Genomic DNA, 17,489 nt, shown 5'->3' with positions numbered 1-17,489 from the left:
GCTGAAGATCAGCGGAACGGTGGCCCACGCCGGCAGTTTATCCGCCGTCCGGCGCGGCGCACAGCAACCGCACAGGGCGATCACACGATCACCAAAGCGGGGCCCGCGACCGTAGTACGCATGACAGCCACCGCCTCCGCAGCACGGCCCGGGACCGTCCCGGTCGATCTGGCCGGCCCGCAGCCCGTCCTCGACGTCGTCATCCCGGTCTACAACGAAGAGACCGACCTCGAACCGTGCATCCGCCGGCTGCACGCGCACCTGGCCGAGCACGTCTCCTACCCGTACCGGATCACCGTCGCCGACAACGCGAGCACCGACTCCACGCTGCGGGTGGCGGAAAGACTCGCCCGCGAGTTCCCCGAGGTCGCCGTCCACCACCTCGACGAAAAAGGCCGCGGCCGCGCGCTCAACGCCGTCTGGCGGGCCTCCGACGCCGCCGTCCTCGCCTACATGGACGTCGACCTCTCCACCGATCTCGCCGCGCTCGGGCCGCTCGTCGCCCCGCTGCTCTCGGGGCACTCGGACCTCGCCATCGGCAGCAGGCTCGCCCGGGGGGCGCGAGTCGTGCGGGGGCCGAAGCGCGAGTTCATCTCGCGGGCCTACAACCTCATCCTCAAGTCCACCCTCGCCGCGAAGTTCAGCGACGCCCAGTGCGGCTTCAAGGCCATCCGCGCCGACGTCGCCCGCGAGCTGCTCCCCCACGTCGAGGACACCGGCTGGTTCTTCGACACCGAGCTGCTCGTCCTCGCGCAACGCGCCGGGCTGCGAATCCACGAGGTGCCCGTCGACTGGGTCGACGACCCCGACTCGTCGGTCAACATCGTCAAGACCGCCACCGCGGACCTCAAGGGCATCGCCCGCGTCACGAAGGCCACCTTCACCGGCGAGATCCCGATCAGCAGGCTGCGCGAGCAGCTCGGCCGCCAGCCGATCGGCGTCGAAGCGCCCGGGGTGCCGCCGCGGCTGGTGACGCAGCTCGTGCGGTTCGCCGCCATCGGCGTCAGCAGCACGCTCGCCTACCTGGTCCTCTTCCTGCTGCTGCGCACGGTCGTCGGCGCGCAGGCGGCGAACTTCACCTCGCTGCTGGTGACGGCGATCGGGAACACCGCGCTGAACCGGCGGCTCACCTTCGGCATCCGCGGGCGCTCCGGCGCCGGGCGCCACCAGTTCGAAGGGCTGATCGTCTTCGGCCTCGGCCTCGCCCTGACGAGTGGGGCGCTGGCCCTGCTCAACGGATCCACCACCCCCGGCCTGGTCCTGGAGATCACCGTGCTCGTGCTGGCGAACCTCGCCGCGACGGTGCTCCGGTTCCTGCTCCTGCGCGGCTGGGTCTTCAACCCGCGCCGCCAGGCCGCTACCCAGAAGGAGTTCTGATGACCGCCGTCCTGTCCGACCCCGTGACGCAGGAACCGCGGCACCGCAGGGAATCCGGCGCGCACGCACCGCCGCGCTGGGTCCGCCCGTCGGTGTTCGGGCTGCTGGCCGCGACCGCCGTGCTCTACTTCTGGAACCTCACCGCCTCCGGCTACGGCAACAGCTTCTACGCCGCCGCCGTGCAGTCCGGGACGCAGGACTGGAAGGCGTGGCTGTTCGGGTCGCTCGACTCGGGCAACGTGCTGACGGTCGACAAGCCGCCCGCGGCGCTGTGGGTCGCCACGGCCTTCGCGCGGATCTTCGGCTTCTCCAGCTTCACCGTGCTCGCCCCGCAGGCGCTGATGGGCGTCGCGTCCGTCGGAATCCTTTACCTGACGGTGAAACGGACCTCCGGCCCGATCGCCGGGCTGATGGCCGGCGCGATGCTGGCCGTGACACCGGTGGCGGCGCTGATGTTCCGGTTCAACAACCCGGACGCGCTGCTCGTGCTCCTCATGGTCGCCGGGGCCTACTTCGTCGTGCGCGCAACGGAAAAGGCCAGCCCCAAGTGGCTCGCGCTGGCGGGCGTCGCGATCGGGTTCGGCTTCCTGACGAAGATGATGCAGGCGTTCCTGGTGCTGCCGGCGTTCGGCCTGGTGTACCTGATCGCGGCGCCGACGTCGCTCGGCAAGCGCTTGCTGCACCTCGGCGGCGCGGTCGTGGCGCTGGTCGTCTCGGCGGGCTGGTACATCGCGCTGGTCGACCTCTGGCCGACGGCGTCGCGGCCCTACATCGGCGGGTCCGAAGGGGACAGCCTGCTCGAACTCGCGTTGGGCTACAACGGGTTGTCGCGCATCTTCGGCGGCGGCGACGGCGGTGGCCCGGGCGGTGGCGGCGGCATGGGCGGCGGCAACACCGGCTTCGGCGGCGCGTCCGGGCTCTTCCGGATGTTCGGGTCGAGCTTCGGCACGGAGATCTCGTGGCTGCTGCCCGCCGCGCTGATCGGCCTGGTCGCCGGGCTGTGGTTCACCCGCCGCGCGCCGCGCACCGACCGGACGCGCCTGGCGCTGGTGCTGTGGGGCGGCTGGCTGGTCGTCACTGCGCTGGTGTTCAGCTACATGAGCGGCATCGTGCACCCGTACTACTCGGTCGCGCTCGCCCCGGCGATCGCCGCGCTGGTCGCGATCTCGGGCCGCGCGCTGTGGCAGGGCCGGGCCAACCCGGGCCCGCGGGCGACGCTGGCCGGCATGGTCGTCGCGACGGCGGTGTGGTCGTTCATCCTGCTCGACCGCACGCCGGACTGGTTCCCGGCGCTGCGCTGGATCGTCGCGGTGCTCGGGGTCCTCGCCGGGACGGTGCTGGTGATGGGCGTGCCCACCGTCCGCAAGGCGGCCACGGTCGTGGCGGCGGCGGTGGTGCTTGCGATCGGGGTGTCGACGGCGGCCTACGGCGTCGAGACGGCGTCGATCGCGCACAGCGGCTCGATCCCGACCTCGGGACCGACGTCGAGCGCGATGGGCGGCGGCTTCGGCGGCGACCCCGAGTCGTCCTCGAACGCGGTCGGCGAACTGCTGGCGAAGACGACGACGAAGTGGGCCGCGGCGACGACGGGCTCGCAGAACGCGGCGTCGCTGGAGCTGGCCAGTGGCAAGGCCGTGATCGGCATCGGCGGCTGGAGCGGCTCCGACCCGGCGCCGACGCTCGACGAGTTCAAGGCGTACGTCGCGGCCGGCGAGATCGAGTACTACATCGACGGCGGCCGCGGTAGCGGCCCGGGAGGCGGCTCGTCGGAGATCACCGCGTGGGTGACGGCGAACTTCACCGCCACGACAGTCGACGGCCAGACGGTCTACGACCTGCAGAAGTGACCATCGCCCGGGCTTCCTCGCGGAGGCCCGGGCGGTTTCACGCGATCCCGCGCGCTTCGCGGACGAACGTGTCGCGGTGCGAACCGCGGAAGACGGTCGTCTCGACGAGCGCCTCGAAGTGCCGGTACCCGCCGAGGGCTTCGGCTTCGTCGAACGCCTCGGCCGCGGCGGCGGTCCCGTGGCCCCCGCACCCGGCGACGACCACGACCTCCGCGGTCTCCGGGGCGAAGGGGTTCGCCGCGCGGATGACCAGACCGTAGTCGACGCGTGGCTCACCGGCGTCGTCGAAGCGCGGCGAGGCCGCGAAGCCGGACTTGCGGTCGTAGACCGACGAGCCGTTCTCGGCGAACCCGAGCGAGAGCACGCCGTCCAGGCGGTCGAGAACCCTTTCGGTGAGTGAATTGCCACCGATCAGGATGAGGTCGTCGCACAGTTCGTTGTCGGTGACCGCCTCGGCTTCGACGAGCCGCACGGCCGACCCGAGCTGGGCCTGCAGCTCGACCACGGCGAGCAGGTCGCCTTCGTCCACTGTGGCGCCGGGGAAGCGCAGGCCGTAGACCATCAGCGGCCGTGAGTCGTGCGACGCTGCGCCCATGGCCGCTCCTTCGGTCGTTAAACCGAAATCGTCGCAGGTCAGCGGCTCGTTACGGCCGGGGCCGCAGGTGGTGGCCGACGTTCCCGACGAGATCCACCGCGGCGCGGCGCTCGGTGAATCGCCACCCGCCGGCGGTGCGCGTGAACCGGTCCGCGTACCGGCCGGCCGCGATGGTCTGCAGCGGCAACCCGGGCACCGCCTGCAGCACCGTGAAGTACGCCCGCCCGGACGCGGTGTCGCCGGCCACCTCGAGGGCGACGTTCGTCGTCACGTGCTTGGTGCGCGGGGTCCCGTCCTCGTACACGATCACCGTGTCGCGCAGCATCCGCGCGACCTCGGCGCCGCGGAAAACCCCGCCGCTGCCGACGAAGGCGCCGTCGGCGAACAGCTCGCCCACGCCGTCGAAGTCCCCCGCGTCGACCAGCGACGCGTAGGAGTAGACCAGGTTTTCGAGCGCGCGGTGATCGTTCACGGGGACGAGCGTACAGAGAAAGTATAGAAACCTTCCGTACCGTGGCGGGCGACGGCGGCAGGGGGCCGCCGACGGGGGTGAATCCATGACGCTCGATCGACGCAGCCTGCTCAGAATCGGGGCGGGGGCGGCCGTCGCGGTCGCGGGCACCGGGCTGCTCAGCGGGACCGCCGAGGCTTCGGCGTTGCCACCGGTGCCGGGCATGCTGGGCGACCGGAAGGCCAACGAACTCTGGTACCAGCTCGACGAAATCGCGCTGTACCACCCGTCCCAGGAAGTCCTCGACGCCTACGGCGTGCTCTTCCCGTTCATCCAGCAGAACGCTCCGGACGGCCTGCCCGCGAAATGGCGGGCCCTCAGCCTCGAACCGGATTACCCGCACAACTACGCCGAGTTCATGAAGCCCGTCGAACCTCAGCTGAAGACGCTTTCGGCCCTGCAGCTCGGTAACTTCGACCGCTTCTACCGCGGCGACGAAGCGGGCCTCACCAAAGCCTTCGCCGCCTTCGGGCAGGGCATCCTGTTCGACCCGCGACGGGCCGACGTCGAGTCCGAAGTGCACACGATGGACGGCGATCCGCCGTCGGGCTACCACTTCTGGCACTGCGTCCAGCGCGCGCAGATGCTGCTGGGCATCGACCGGCACCGGTGGGCGCGGATCGACCCGTTGCTCGGGTTCGCGTGGGCGTTGCAGTCGATCGCGCGGCCCGATCACCGGCACGTCAACCCGGGCCTGCCGCGCGAACAGGTGCGCGCGCTCGCGCGGTACTGGCTGCCGCGGTCGCCCGCCGAGCTCGACCACGACTTCCGCGCGACTCCCTACCCGGACAGCACCCGCTGATACGCGGCCCGCAGCACCGGGCCCGGCGCGATCCCCAGCCGCTCGGCGAGGATCCGCCGGCCCCGGTGGTACTCGGCGACGGCGTCCGCCGGCCGCCCGCCGGCGCAGAGCGCGGCCATGAGCAGCGCCCGCGCGCGTTCCCGCAGCGGGTGTCCGAGGACGAGGCCGGTCGCGTCGGGCACCGCGCGCACGTGGTCGCCCGCTGCCACGTCCGCCTCGATGCGGCCTTCCAGCACCGCCAGCCGCAGCTCCTCGAACCGCGCCGATTCCCCGGCGCGGAGCGGTTCGGCGACATCGGCGAGGACGGGGCCGCGCCACAGGTCCAGCGCGGCGCCGAACAAGCTCGCCGCCCGGGTGGCGCGGCCCGCGCGGAGTTCGTCGTGCCCCACGGAAGCCAGCCGCTCGAACTCCTCGGCGTCGACGGTCCCGCCGGGCGTCAGCAGGTACCCGCCACCGGAGCGGACGAGCTGCGCGGGGCCGCCGAGGCCTTTGCGCAGGCGGGAGACGTACGTGCACAGCTGCGCGTCGACCGTCGACGGCCGGTTGCCCTCCCACAGCAGCGAAATCAGCCGTTCGTCGGGCACGACCCGGCCGCGCGCCAGCAGCAGCGCGGCCAGCAGCGTCCGCGGTTTGCGGCCGCCGAGCGCGGCCGGCCGCCCGTCCGCGCGCGCGACCGCGAGCGGCCCGAGAATCCGGAACTCCATGTCCCCCACCCCGTTCCCAAGATACGCGGATCGACACCGGCGGCACAGGAAAGTCTCAGACGGCCCACAGGTTGGGCGCGGATCATGGAGGTCAGAGGGGACGAGGAGGCCGCGATGATCACGACACGTCCGGGTTACCCGCGCTGGCACACCGCGAGCGCCCAGGGGCCGCGCTCGCTCAACGCCGATGCCGTCGGCGCCTATGCCGCCGCAGGTGGGCCCGGCGTCGTGTTCGCGCTCGCCGATGGTGTCGGCGATGATCCCGCCGCGGCCCGGGCCGCCCGGATCGCCGCCGCGGCCGCCGCGCGCACTCCGGTCCACAAAGGACCTGCCGAGGCGGTGCTCGCGGCCCAGCAGGCGGTGCGCGAGCAGACGCTCGGGGACGCCGTGCTCGTCGTCGCCATGCCGGCCGAGCACGGCGGGTACCGCATCGCCTGGGTCGGCGACGCCCGCGCGTACGCCTGGGACGGCACCACCCTCGGCCGCCTGACCACCGACCACACGCTCGCCGAGTACTTCCGCGCCCGCCACCAGCCGGTGACGCCGCGGATGGAGCACGTCGTCACCACGAGCGTCCGCACGACGAAGCCGGAGGAGATCGGCACGGCGGAGACGACGAGCACGGGCCTGCTGCTGACCAGTGACGGCGTCCACAAGCCCCTGGCCGGCAGCGGCATCCGCGCGGTGCTGGCCCAGCCGGGCACCGGGGCGGCGGAGCTGGTCGAGGCAGCACTGGCCCGTGGGGGCTCGGACAACGCGACCGCCATCTACGTGGAACCCCTGGAGGCTGCCGTCACGACGGTGCGATTTCCCGTCGCCGCCTAGCGGTCCCGCTTGAGCTGCCGGTACTCGCGCAGCACCAGGACGATGATCACGACGTCGAGCGCGGCGAAGAACGGCAGCGCGATCGAGTGGGTGTGGACGGCCCGGAAGATCTCGTAGACGACGAACGCCGCGAGGATCAGCGCCGCGACCGGGTACGCGCGGACGATCTTGCGCGCCAGCGCCCAGACCAGGCCGAGCTTGATCAGGCCGTGGGCCAGCAGGTACGCCACGGCGAACGTCTTCGTGTCGCCGTGGAGGAAGTTCTCGGTCGCCGATTCGAGGTGGCGGGCGAGGGTGCCGGACGGGTCACCCAGCAGGTCGCGCGTGATGACCGCGTGGGTGAACCCGCTGACGGTCGAGGCGGGGATGAACGCGAGGATCAACGCCCCGACGACCTGCAGCGCGCCGTCGAGGCCCTTGATCGCGATCGCGACGCGGAAGAACTTCTCGGTCGCGGTCGTCTTCGTGTCGGACATGCCACCAGCTCAGCACGAACGGCAGGTCAGCGCACGTGGAGGCACCTTTCGCACCGTTCGTGCCGAGCTGTCCGGCCGGTCGGGTCGGTGCCGTAGAACGGGAAGCACGCCGCGCCGCAGACGGCCAGGAAGATCGGCCCGCACCGGAGGGGGTGCGGGCCGACCTGGTGGGCGACGGCCAGTGCGCGCCGCCGTGCGCCCGCTTCGGGGAGCCAGCCGTGGTCCGGGAGGGTGGCGCGGACCCGGGCGTCCAGCTCGTCGGCGCGGGCGACCAGGTCCGCGCCCAGGTCGGCGAGCCGTTCGCCGAGGTCGCGGAGGATGTCCGGGCGGGGTGCCTCGTCGTCGAGGGTGCGCGCGAGCCACGCGACGTCCAGCGCGAGCGACGTGTGCAGGTCCCGGACGCGGTCGAGCAGCCGCACGTCCCGGTCAGCCTCGGTCAGCACCGCGCCAGCCACGCCGCCCGGCAGCCGGCGCAGGTCGGGTCGAACCAGTGCCCGCCGAGCTGCGGAACATCGCGCACCGCGACGGTCACCTCCTCCCCGCACAGGGTCGTGAACTGTTCTTCGGGACGCGGCGGGAAAACCCCGTCGAGCGCGTGGCGCTTTCCCTCCGCTTGCTGCCACCTCAACATGGGACCATTCAATCTGTCCGATCCGGTAGACACCAACACGCTGATGGAGTGATGGACGGCGTTCGTATTATCGACGCCATGAAAGCGACTTCTTCCACGCCGCGCGCACGCGCGTTGGCCGCCGGGTTGCGCGAAGTGCGCGAAGCGCACGGAGTGGGGTTGCGCCAGCTGGCGCGCATACTCGGCTTCGCGCCGCAAGTGTTGTCACTGTGGGAGAAGGGGCTGAGGCTGCCGTCCGTGGCGGACGTGGCCCTCATCCTCGGTTTCTTCAAAGTGCGCGGCGAAAAACAGAAATACTTTCTGGAATTGGCGGGCTCCGCACGCGAGCCGGACTGGCTCACGACCGGTTCGCCCGAAATCCCCGAGCCCCTGAGCGGGCTGCTGGAATGCGAACGGTCGGCGACCACGGTCACCAACTGGGCGCTCGGGATCATTCCCGGATTGCTGCAGACCGCCGACTACGCCCGCGCTCTCCTGAGCAATTCGAACCTCACCCTCGAACAGGCCGATGCGCGGCTCAAGGTCCGGCTCGACCGGCAGAAGATCCTCACCCGCCGCGACCCGGCCCGGCTGAGCGCGGTCATCTACGAGACCGCGTTCCGCGAGCCGCTCGGGGACGAGGACATCATGTCCGACCAGTACGACCACCTGCTGGCGATGTCCCGGCTGCCGAACGTCTCGCTGCGGATCCTGCCCTCCGGGCAGGGGTATCACCCCGGCCTGCTGGGGAGCTTCCTCATCTACGACTACGAGGACCTTCCCCCGGTCATCTTCCTCGAACACCACGGCGGGAGCGCCTTTCTCTCCGACGATCGGCACATCACCGCCTACCGCCGCCTTGCTAAAATCGTGACCGGAAGCGCTCTGAGCGAAGAAGCCTCCCGCAGCCTGATCGCGGAGGTGACCAGATAGCGGAGGGCCTGGATGCACCGGAACTGGCGCAAGTCGTCCCACAGCGGCGATTCGGGCGACTGCGTCGAGGTGGCGATCGAGCGCACCGTCGGCGTGCGGGACAGCAAGGCTCCCGCCGCCGGTCAGCTCACCGTCTCGCGTCAGGCCTGGTCAGCGGCTCTTCGTCGGCTTCGCTGAGGTCTCCGACCGCACCACGTCCTCGGCGAACGCGACCGCCGTCCGCATGCCTTCCTCGCCGAAGATCGGGCCGTTCGTGTACAGGCCGTCGATGATGAACATGATGCGGTCGGCCAGGCGCTGCGCGTCCGGCGCCGCCGTCTCGGCCGCCAGTTCCCGCAGCTGCGTCCGCACCCGCACGAAGTGGTCCATCGACACGCGGTGCGCCGGGTGCTCACGCTCCGGGAACTCGGCGAAAGTGTTGCGCAGCGGACAGCCGCGCGTGCCCGGCACGTTCACCCGCAGGCCCACCTCGCGCACCAGCTCCACCAGCTGCCCCTCGGCGTCCCCCGCGGCCGCGCGCGCGTCGGCGACGATCGTGTCCCAGTCGCCGCTGCAGCGCCTCAGGTACGCCACGACCAGGTCGTCCTTGCCGGCGAACTGGGTGTAGAGCAGATTCTTGCCGCAGCCGCACTCGTCGATGATCTGCTGCATCCCGACGGCGTGCACCCCGTGGCGGTTGAACAGCCGGGTGGCGGTCTCGAGGATCCGCTCACGGGCGTCCGGCGTCGGCTTGCGCGGCATGAACCCATCGTACCGGACCAAACGGTCCACATCGTGAATCCCCGCTTGACAACGGCTTCCGACCCTCGTCATGATTCGGACCGTTCGGTCCCGGACCGATCGGTCCGACTCATCTGGGGGTTCCGATGACCATTTCCGCTCCCGCGGTCCACGACCGCCTCACGCCGCGCGCCCGGCTCTTGCTGCTCGTGCTGTGCGGCGCGATGTTCCTCGACGCGCTGGACGTCTCGATGAAGGGCGTCGCGCTGCCGTCGATCGGCGCCGAACTCGGCCTGGCCACCGGCTCCCTGCAGTGGGTGGTCAGCGGGTACGTCCTCGGGTTCGGCGGGTTCCTGCTGCTCGGCGGCCGCGCGGCCGACCTGCTCGGCCGGCGCCGGATGCTGGTCGGCGCGCTGGCGGTGTTCGCCGTCGCGACCGCGCTCGGCGGCTTCGCCACCAGCGGCCCGCTGCTGATCGCCGCGCGGTTCGTCACCGGGATCAGCGCCGCCTTCAGCGCGCCCGCCGGCTTCTCGATCATCACGACGAGCTTCACCGAAGGACCCGTCCGCAACAAGGCGCTGTCGATCTACACCGCGACCGGCGCCACCGGGTTCTCGCTCGGACTCGTCGCGGGCGGGCTGCTCACCGAGGTCAGCTGGCGGTGGGTGTTCCACGCGCCGGTGCTGGTCGCGCTGGCCACGCTGGCCGGCGCGCTCGCCGTCGTCCCGCGCTCGGCCCCGGCGCCGGGCCGGGGGTTCGACGTCGCGGGGTCGGCGACCGTCACGGCGGCGATGCTGCTCCTGGTGTTCACGCTGGTCCAGGCGCCGGACGCGGGCTGGGCGTCGGTGCGGACACTCGGCTCACTGGTGGGCGTCGCGGCGCTGCTGACGGCGTTCGCCGCGATCGAACGCCGGGTCGCGAACCCGTTGGTGCGGCTCGGGATCCTGCGGTCCGGCGCACTGGTGCGGGCGAACGTCGGGGCGATGTCACTGCTGGGTGGCTGGGTCGGCGCGCTGTTCCTCGTCACGCTGTACCTGCAGGACGTCCGCGGCTGGTCGGCGCTGGAAACCGGGCTGGCGGTGTGCCCGAGCGGGCTGGTCGTCGCGGTGCTGGCGCCGCGGATCGCCGCGCCGCTGGTCGGCCGGTTCGGCTCGGGACGCGTCGCGTTGGCCGGCCTGACTTCGTCGGTGGCGGCGTACGCGCTGCTGCTGTCCCTGGACGCCTCGACCGGCTACTGGACATTGATGCTGCCCGCGTTCCTGCTGGTGGGCCTGGCGTTCACGCTCACCTACGGCCCGCTGACGATGGCCGCGGCGGACAGCGTCCCGGCCGCCGACCAGGGCTTGGCGGGCGGCCTGGTCAACACGGCGTTCCAGGTCGGCCCGGCGCTCACCTTGGGGGTGGTCTCCGCGGTCACGGCCACCACCGGCCTCCAAGCCGCCCTGGTGGTCCCGCTGATCGTGGCCACGCTGGGGGTGGCCACGATGCTCCCGTCCCTGCGCCGGGCCTGAAAGCCATGAGGGGCACCTCCACGGCCGTGGAGGTGCCCCTCATGGCTCACATGGCGGGTGGGGCCGACTTAGTGCCCCACGCCGTCGGGGTGTCGCTCAGGGAGAAGCGGATCTTGCCCGCCCGGAGCAGGTCCGCATGCGAGATCCAGCTGCGGTCGTACGTCCGGTGTCCGATCCGGACGTCCTTTGTGTACTGCAGCTTCGACGCGCTCGCGCCCGGCGCCTCGATCTCGATCTTGCGGCCACCGGCCGGGCGGATCTCGACCTTCTCGAACATCGGCGTGCTGAGCAGGTACGTCCCGGAGCCGGGCTGGGCTTCGAAGACGCCCGTCATGCCGAAGACGAGCCACGACGAAATGGTGCCGAGGTCGTCGTTGCCGGGCATGCCATAAGGCGTGTCGGTGAAGAGCGTCCGCGCCGCGCGCAGCACGGCCGACGTCTTCCACGGCGCGCCCGTCCAGCTGTACATCCAGGGCGCGTGCAGGTCGGGTTCGTTGTTCGGGTTGAAGGCGAAGTTGTTGTGGTAGTCGTACGCGCCGTGGACCCAGGAGTCCTTGGCGGCCTTCGCCGGGTCGGTGAGCAGCAGCGGCAGGTCGAAGAAGGTGTCAAGCCGCTTTTCGGCCTGCGCCGAGCCGCCCATCAGGCCGAACAGCTTCGCCGGGTCCTGCTGGGCGAGCCACTGGTACTGCCACGGCGTGCCCTCGTGGAAGCCGGTCGATTGCGCGGGATCCGGGTCGCCGACGCCGGTACCGTCCGCCGCGCGGGTGCGCGGGAAGCCGGTGAAGCCGTGGGATTCGACGCTGGTGTCCCACAGCTTCGCGAAGTTGCCGCAGCGGGCGGAAAGCGTCGCGGCCTTGTCCCGGTAGCCCAGTCCGGAGGCCATAGTGGACAGTGCGCAGTCGGCGAGGGCGTACTCGAGGGTGGCCGAGCCGGCCTGGCGGGTGTCGCCGTAGGTGTAGCCCGGCAGGTCCTGGTAGCCGATCCAGCCGTTCTTCACGTACGTCGGGTTGCCGTCGCGGCCGCGGAAGATCGACTGGTCCGCCGGGACTTCGTTGGCGTTGCGCCACAACGCGTCGAAGAGCCGGCGCGCGGTCCGGTCGTCGAGCAGGCCGCGCCGGTAGTTGTCGACGACCCACGGCGTGACGGGGTCGCCGCTCATCACGTTCGTCTCGCCGCCGGCCAGCGCCCAGCGCGGGACCCAGCCGCCGTCCTGGTAGATCTTCAGGACCGACTTGGTCATGTCCGCGGCCTTGTCCGGGTGCAGGAGCGCGACCAGCTGGTTCTGCGACCGGTAGGTGTCCCACAGCGAGAACATCTGGTAGTACGTGTCGCGGCTGCGGTGGACGGCATCGTCGAAACCGCGGTAGGAACCGTCCACATCGGACCCGACGGACGGGTGCAGCAGCGACCGGTACAGCGCGCTGTAGTAGGTCCGCTGGTCGGCGGCCGTCCCGCCGGCGACGCGCAGGCGGTTCAGCTCGTCTTCCCACGTGTCGTGGGCGGCTTTCCGCGCCTTGTCGAACGACTGGGGCTGCTCGGCGCCGCGGTTCAGCCGGGCACCGTCGATCGAGGTGTAGGAGAGCCCGACGGACGCCCCCACCTGGCTCTTGTCGCTGCCGAAGGTGAGCCAGGCGCCGGTGCGCTGGGCGCCGAGCTTGGCGTCACGCTGGTTCGGCGTCAGCTTGTTGTCGGTCCAGGTGCCGAAGCTCGTGAACTTGCGGTCGAACTTGGCGCTGAAGAAGACCTTGTAGCGCTCCTTCTGCGTCTCCCAGCAGAAGTTCCCGCCCTGCAGCCAGCCTTCGACGGTGTCGTCGCCGACGACGTGGACGTCGCCGGCGTAGGTGTAGCCGTTGCTCTCGCCGACCTCGATGAGGACGTTCTCGCTCGCCTTGTCCGGAAAGGTGTAGCGGTGCTGGCCGGTGCGCTGGGTGGCGGTCAACTCGGCTTCGATGCCGTTGTCGAGCTTCACGCCGTAGTACCCGGGTTGCCGGGTCTCACTGGCGTGGCTGAACTTGGCGCCGTACTGGGCGGGATCGCTGCTCGTGACGGCGCCGGTGGTCGGCATGAACCGGAAGTTGCCCATCGTCTGGCAGCCGACGCCGGAGAGGTGGGTGTGGCTGAAGCCGAGGGTGGTGTCCTGCGCGTAGTCGTAGGACGCGTACTTCTTGAGCTGGGTGTCCGGGGACAGCTGCACCATCCCGAAGGGGGTGGTGGCGCCCGGGAAGGTGGTGCCGTCCCCGTTGTTGCCGATCGAGGTGTCGACGAGGGTCGTGGGATCGTCGGCGAACCTCGGCCCGGCGGCTTCGGCGGGGGTCGCGAGGACCACGGCGGTGGCCCCGGCGAGCAGGGTGGCAAGCACGCGCGTCCGCGCTCTCATCCGTGTCCTCCTGACAACGTTGTCACATGCACGGTGAGATCTTTTCCGTTGTCCGGTGGACAAATCAAGCCCCGGTCAGACCTGGTGGGTGACGTGGCCGTTCAGGATCGTCGCCGTCACCGGGAGGGCCCGGAGGTCCGCGGCCGACAGCACCGACGGGTCCGCCGCCGTCACCATCAAGTCCGCCACGTCCCCGACCGACACGCCCCGGCGGCCGCCCGAGGACGCGGCCAGCGCGTCGGGGAACGGGATGGACTGCTCCGGGTGCCACGCGGGCCGGTCGTCGTCCGTCCGGAACACCGCCGACGCGATGCCGTCCCAGGGGTCCAGCGGAGCCACCGGGGCGTCCGACCCGAATTCCAGGCGGGCGCCGGATTCCAGCAGTGCGCGGTAGGGGAACGCCCGTGAAGTCCGCCCGTGCCAATGGCGGTCGGCGACGTCGCGGTCGTCCGGCTGGTGCGCCGGCTGGACCGCCGCGATCACGCCCAGCTCGGCGAACCGCTTGACGTCGGAAGCCGAGAGCAGTTGCGCGTGCTCGATCCGGCCGGGACAGCCGACCTCCTCGAACGCGGCCAGCGCGATCGTGTTGGCCGCGTCGCCGATCGCGTGGACCGCGGGGATCAGCCCGTGGACGAAAGCCCGTTCCATCAAAGAAACGAGCGACGAAACCGGGAGTTCCAGGAGCCCGCGGAAATCCCCGCCGGGGTAGGGGTCGTGGCAATAAGCCGTACGCGTGTTGAGGGACCCGTCCACGAAGAGCTTGAACGGGCCCACCGTCAGCAGCCCGTCCGAATCCGGGAGGACGTCGCCCGTGCGGTGACCGCGCTCGATGGTCTGGTCCAGCAGGTACCGCGCGATCACGCACGAGATTCGGGCCGCGGGGGCACCTCGGCGCGTCCAGTCCGCGACCGTGTCCGCGTATTCGTAGTCGACGATCTGCGTCACCCCGCGCGCGGCCGCCGCGGACACCGCCTCCGCCACCCACTGGTCCTGGACGTCGATCGCGGCCGTCGGCAACTGGGCCGTCGCGCTCATGCAGTCGTTCTCCAGCAGCACACCCGTCGGGTGGTCGCGGCCGATCAGCTTCAGCGCCGCCGGGCTCAGCCACAGCGTGTGCAGATCCGCGCTGAACAACGCCACCGCCCGGCCGGGCAGCGCCCGCTGCAGCAGGTCCTTGTGCGGCTTGTCCGGCCAGAGCGCGTCGCGGAAGCCCGCCCCCACGACCAGTTCCGACTGCCGCGCCGGCGTCGCCAGCAAGTGGGCCAGCAGCAGCTCGATCGCCTCCCCGGCCGACCGCGCCGCGGCCAAGGGGATCCGGCGGCGGGAAGTCGCCCACTGCACCAGGTGGACGTGCGCGTCGACGAGCCCCGGCAGCAACGTCCCACCGTGCCCGTCGACGACCCGCGCGGCGAACCCGGCCGAACCCGGCTCGGTGATCGCCGTGACGCGGCCGTCGTTGACCCGGACGTCCGCGAGCTCCCCGCCGAGCCCCGGCCGCACCCGGCGCAGCAGTAGATCATCCATGCGGACCACCCTGCCAGGCGGACTCGTCCGGGTGAAGCACAGAGTGAGATGGGAATGAGATGGGTATTAGCTACCGTTGTAAGAGATGGCAGCCGTCGCCCGCCGAAGGGTCAGGGCCGGTCCATGGGCGCCGCCTTCACAAGCCGCGCAGGGTTCGACTCCCTCGGTTGCCGCCCGATGTTCGTGAAGGCCACCTCTCGAGGTGGCATTCACGGCTGTCAGCCCACCGGAATGTCACGCCTTCGCAACGCTGCCAGGCCTCCGATCCCGGCCACCAGCGCGATCGCGACCAGCCAAAGCACTGGCGCCACCGAGAACGTGCCGCCCGGTAGGCGTGGCAGATGGGCGAAGGGGGAGATTCCCAGCACCGCCTCGTTCCACTGCAAAGCCGATCCCACCAGGGACAGCAGCAGGAACGCGCCCAGCAGGCCCCAGGCCGCCGCGGCGAAGCGCGGGACGAAGCCGATCAGCAACGTCGCCAGCCCTGCCAGCACCCACACCGCCGGCAGCTGGGCCAGTGCCGCCGGGACCAGCGAAGCGCCGTACGCCAGCCCCGTTGCCAGACCGGTGACAGCCAACAGGAACGCCGAGCCCAGCAGAGCGATCGCCAGGTGCCCGAGTGCCCAGCCGATTCGGCCGGTCGCCGTTGCCAGCACCGGTTCTGCCCGGCCCGCCGCTTCCTCCGTGCGCAGCTTCAGCGTCGCCTGGACCGCGTAGCCCGCCGCCGCCAGGCCGAACAGCGTCATCGTCCCCGCCAGGTACGCGTCCATCACCCCGCCTCCGCCGCCCATCCGGGACAGCACGTCCGCGACGGCTTTGTTGTCGCGCATCATCTCCGCGACGTTCTGCGCGACCCCGCCCATCAGCAGCCCCACCAGCGCCAGGCAGACGGTCCAGACCAGCAGCGTCCCCCGCTGCAGCCGCCACGCCAGCGCCAACGGCGACCGCAGCGACGCCCGCGCGCCGGAACGCCCCAGCCGGGCCGGGAGCAGCGCCGCGCCGAGGTCGCGACGCGCCGACAACGCGACCGCCGCCACGGAAAGCAAGCCGGTCGCGAAAACCCCCAAGAGCAAGACCCACCACTGCTCCCCCGCGAACGGCCGCATCCGGTGCGCCCAGCCGATCGGCGACAGCCACGCGAGCCACCCCGCCGGGCCGCTGTCGCCCGCGGCCCGCAGCAGGAACGCCAGCACCAGCACGCCGATCCCGATGCCCCGCGCGCCGCTCGCGCCCCACGTCAGCTGGGCCGCGACCGCGCCGACCCCGGCGAACACCCAGCCCACCAGGGAAAACCCGAACCCCAAGGCGAACGCCCCGGCGAACGGGACGCCCTGCGCGCCGACGCCGAGCCCGACCAGGATCCCGAACACCAGGCACGCTCCGCAGGCCGCGATCACCGCGGCCGCCAAGCCCGCGTGCCGGCCGATGACCGTCGCCCCGGTCAGCTCCCGACGACCGGCCTCCTCCTCGGTCCGGGTGTGCCGGACCACCGTGAGCAGCGCGATCAGCCCGACGACGACCGGGACGAACCCGCACTGCCACGCCAGGAGGTTGCCGGGCGACGAGCCGTACAGCGGCCCGTTGCGGACCACGAACGTCGCGCTGGCCGCGTTGAGGTCGTAGAAGTGCTGCCGCGCCGCCGCGTCCGGGTAGGCCGCCTTGATCGACGACAGGTACCCCATCGGCGCGATCGCGAGGCCGGCGATCCACAGCGGCATCAGCAGCCGGTCGCGGCGCAGCACCAGCCGCAGCAACGACCACGTCCCGGTCATCGCGCCGCTCCGACCGGCTCGTCGTGCCGGTAGTGGCGCAGGAACAGCTCCTCGAGCGTCGGCGGCCGGGTCACCAGGTTCCGCAGCCCGGCGCCGGCCAGGTGCCGCATCACGTCGTCCAGCGCGGACTGGTCGACGGACAGGTGGACGTGCGAGCCGTACGAGCTCAGGTCGTGCACCCCCGGCAGCGAAGCCAGGTCCGCGGGGACCTGCGCGAGCGACGCGTCGATCGTGATCCGGCCCAGGTGGCGCAGCTCGTCCAGGGTCCCGGACTCGACGGTCTTCCCCGCCCGGATGATCGTGACGCGGTCGCAGAGCGCCTCGACCTCGGACAGGATGTGCGAGGACAGCAGCACCGTCCGGTCGCCGCGTTCCCGTTCCTCCTCGACGACCTGCCGGAACACCTCTTCCATCAGCGGGTCGAGCCCGGACGTCGGCTCGTCGAAGATCAGCAGCTCCACATCGGACGCGAGCGCCGCGACCAGCGCGACCTTCTGCCGGTTGCCCTTCGAGTACGTCCGGCCCTTCTTGCGCGGGTCGAGGTCGAAGCGCTCGACGAGTTCCGCGCGGCGCCTGACGTCGAGCCCGCCGCGCAGCCGGCCGAGCAGGTCGATGACCTCGCCGCCGGTGAGGTTGGGCCAGAGCGTGACGTCGCCGGGGACGTACGCGAGCCGGCGGTGCAGCGCGGTGGCGTCGGTCCAGGGGTCGCCGCCGAGCAGGGTGGCGCGGCCGCCGTCGGCCCGCATCAGCCCCAGCAGGACGCGGATCGTGGTGGTCTTGCCGGCGCCGTTGGGTCCGAGGAACCCGTGCACCTCGCCGGTGTGGACGGTCAGGTCGAGCCCGTCGAGGGCCTTCGCCGGACCGAACGCCTTGGTGAGGCCGTCGGCGGTGATCGCTTCGGCCAT

General features: G+C 71.5%; 18 protein-coding genes. 7 read left to right on the top strand and 11 right to left on the bottom strand.

Going from position 1 to position 17,489, the window contains the following annotated elements; translation table 11 throughout:
* Positions 1–120: 120 nt before the first annotated feature.
* The gene (locus ACERZO_RS21890) at positions 121–1,377 is read left to right on the top strand and encodes a glycosyltransferase (RefSeq protein ID WP_372666588.1); all 1,257 of its coding nucleotides are present in this window, start codon (positions 121–123) and stop codon (positions 1,375–1,377) included.
* Positions 1,377–3,224, top strand: a complete 1,848-nt coding sequence (locus ACERZO_RS21885; protein ID WP_372666587.1) for a glycosyltransferase family 39 protein — start codon at positions 1,377–1,379, stop codon at positions 3,222–3,224. Before ACERZO_RS21890 ends, ACERZO_RS21885 begins: the two co-directional genes overlap by 1 nt.
* Positions 3,225–3,261: 37 nt before the next feature.
* Here the strand turns inward: ACERZO_RS21885 and ACERZO_RS21880 are convergent, their stop codons facing one another.
* Positions 3,262–3,819: a hypothetical protein gene (locus ACERZO_RS21880; RefSeq protein WP_372666586.1), complete on the bottom strand. Its 558-nt coding sequence runs from the start codon at positions 3,817–3,819 to the stop codon at positions 3,262–3,264.
* Positions 3,820–3,868: 49 nt separating this feature from the next.
* Complete coding sequence (locus ACERZO_RS21875; protein ID WP_372666585.1) at positions 3,869–4,291, bottom strand: nuclear transport factor 2 family protein; 423 nt, start codon at positions 4,289–4,291, stop codon at positions 3,869–3,871.
* 85 nt (positions 4,292–4,376) lie between these two features.
* Between ACERZO_RS21875 and ACERZO_RS21870 the strand changes: the two genes are divergently transcribed.
* A complete protein-coding gene (locus tag ACERZO_RS21870; protein WP_372666584.1) occupies positions 4,377–5,132 on the top strand; it encodes a hypothetical protein in 756 nt (251 codons plus the stop codon).
* Here the strand turns inward: ACERZO_RS21870 and ACERZO_RS21865 are convergent.
* Positions 5,111–5,836, bottom strand: coding sequence for an AfsR/SARP family transcriptional regulator (locus tag ACERZO_RS21865; RefSeq protein ID WP_372666583.1), 726 nt, complete (start codon positions 5,834–5,836; stop codon positions 5,111–5,113). The two genes, ACERZO_RS21870 and ACERZO_RS21865, sit on opposite strands and share 22 nt — an antisense overlap.
* Positions 5,837–5,950: 114 nt before the next feature.
* Between ACERZO_RS21865 and ACERZO_RS21860 the strand changes: the two genes are divergently transcribed.
* Positions 5,951–6,661, top strand: coding sequence for a PP2C family protein-serine/threonine phosphatase (locus tag ACERZO_RS21860; protein WP_372666582.1), 711 nt, complete (start codon positions 5,951–5,953; stop codon positions 6,659–6,661).
* Here ACERZO_RS21860 and ACERZO_RS21855 read toward each other — a convergent pair.
* From ACERZO_RS21855 to ACERZO_RS21845, 3 genes are read right to left on the bottom strand one after another with little or no spacing between them, the layout of a single operon-like run.
* Positions 6,658–7,137, bottom strand: a complete 480-nt coding sequence (locus ACERZO_RS21855; protein ID WP_372666581.1) for a DUF2127 domain-containing protein — start codon at positions 7,135–7,137, stop codon at positions 6,658–6,660. The genes ACERZO_RS21860 and ACERZO_RS21855 overlap by 4 nt on opposite strands.
* A 26-nt stretch (positions 7,138–7,163) precedes the next feature.
* Positions 7,164–7,580, bottom strand: coding sequence for a hypothetical protein (locus ACERZO_RS21850; RefSeq protein ID WP_372666579.1), 417 nt, complete (start codon positions 7,578–7,580; stop codon positions 7,164–7,166).
* The gene (locus tag ACERZO_RS21845; RefSeq protein WP_372666578.1) at positions 7,574–7,768 is read right to left on the bottom strand and encodes a zinc finger protein; all 195 of its coding nucleotides are present in this window, start codon (positions 7,766–7,768) and stop codon (positions 7,574–7,576) included. The genes ACERZO_RS21850 and ACERZO_RS21845 overlap by 7 nt, the downstream gene beginning before the upstream one ends.
* A 51-nt stretch (positions 7,769–7,819) precedes the next feature.
* On the opposite strand from ACERZO_RS21845, the gene ACERZO_RS21840 reads away from it, so the two are divergent.
* Both ACERZO_RS21840 and ACERZO_RS21835 read left to right on the top strand, forming a co-directional pair.
* Positions 7,820–8,680 carry a helix-turn-helix domain-containing protein gene (locus ACERZO_RS21840; RefSeq protein ID WP_372667204.1) on the top strand — a complete coding sequence of 287 codons (861 nt, stop codon included), beginning with the start codon at positions 7,820–7,822 and terminating at the stop codon, positions 8,678–8,680.
* Between the two features lie 12 nt (positions 8,681–8,692).
* The gene (locus ACERZO_RS21835; protein WP_372666577.1) at positions 8,693–8,857 is read left to right on the top strand and encodes a DUF397 domain-containing protein; all 165 of its coding nucleotides are present in this window, start codon (positions 8,693–8,695) and stop codon (positions 8,855–8,857) included.
* Here the strand turns inward: ACERZO_RS21835 and ACERZO_RS21830 are convergent.
* Positions 8,831–9,421: a TetR/AcrR family transcriptional regulator gene (locus ACERZO_RS21830; protein ID WP_372666576.1), complete on the bottom strand. Its 591-nt coding sequence runs from the start codon at positions 9,419–9,421 to the stop codon at positions 8,831–8,833. The two genes, ACERZO_RS21835 and ACERZO_RS21830, sit on opposite strands and share 27 nt — an antisense overlap.
* Positions 9,422–9,546: 125 nt before the next feature.
* Between ACERZO_RS21830 and ACERZO_RS21825 the strand changes: the two genes are divergently transcribed.
* Complete coding sequence (locus ACERZO_RS21825) at positions 9,547–10,911, top strand: MFS transporter (RefSeq protein WP_372666575.1); 1,365 nt, start codon at positions 9,547–9,549, stop codon at positions 10,909–10,911.
* A gap of 46 nt (positions 10,912–10,957) precedes the next feature.
* On the opposite strand, the gene ACERZO_RS21820 is transcribed toward ACERZO_RS21825, so the two are convergent.
* From ACERZO_RS21820 to ACERZO_RS21805, 4 genes are all read right to left on the bottom strand, one after another.
* Complete coding sequence (locus tag ACERZO_RS21820; protein WP_372666574.1) at positions 10,958–13,288, bottom strand: GH92 family glycosyl hydrolase; 2,331 nt, start codon at positions 13,286–13,288, stop codon at positions 10,958–10,960.
* A gap of 75 nt (positions 13,289–13,363) precedes the next feature.
* A complete protein-coding gene (locus ACERZO_RS21815; protein ID WP_372666573.1) occupies positions 13,364–14,812 on the bottom strand; it encodes an amidohydrolase in 1,449 nt (482 codons plus the stop codon).
* Between the two features lie 218 nt (positions 14,813–15,030).
* Complete coding sequence (locus ACERZO_RS21810) at positions 15,031–16,584, bottom strand: ABC transporter permease (RefSeq protein WP_372666572.1); 1,554 nt, start codon at positions 16,582–16,584, stop codon at positions 15,031–15,033.
* The gene (locus ACERZO_RS21805) at positions 16,581–17,489 is read right to left on the bottom strand and encodes an ABC transporter ATP-binding protein (RefSeq protein ID WP_372666571.1); all 909 of its coding nucleotides are present in this window, start codon (positions 17,487–17,489) and stop codon (positions 16,581–16,583) included. Before ACERZO_RS21805 ends, ACERZO_RS21810 begins: the two co-directional genes overlap by 4 nt.

Source organism: Amycolatopsis kentuckyensis, from assembly GCF_041679295.1.
GTDB lineage: Bacteria > Actinomycetota > Actinomycetes > Mycobacteriales > Pseudonocardiaceae > Amycolatopsis > Amycolatopsis kentuckyensis_A.
The sequence above is the reverse complement of the archived record's forward strand: the minus strand, read 5'-3'. Positions and strand labels throughout refer to the sequence as shown.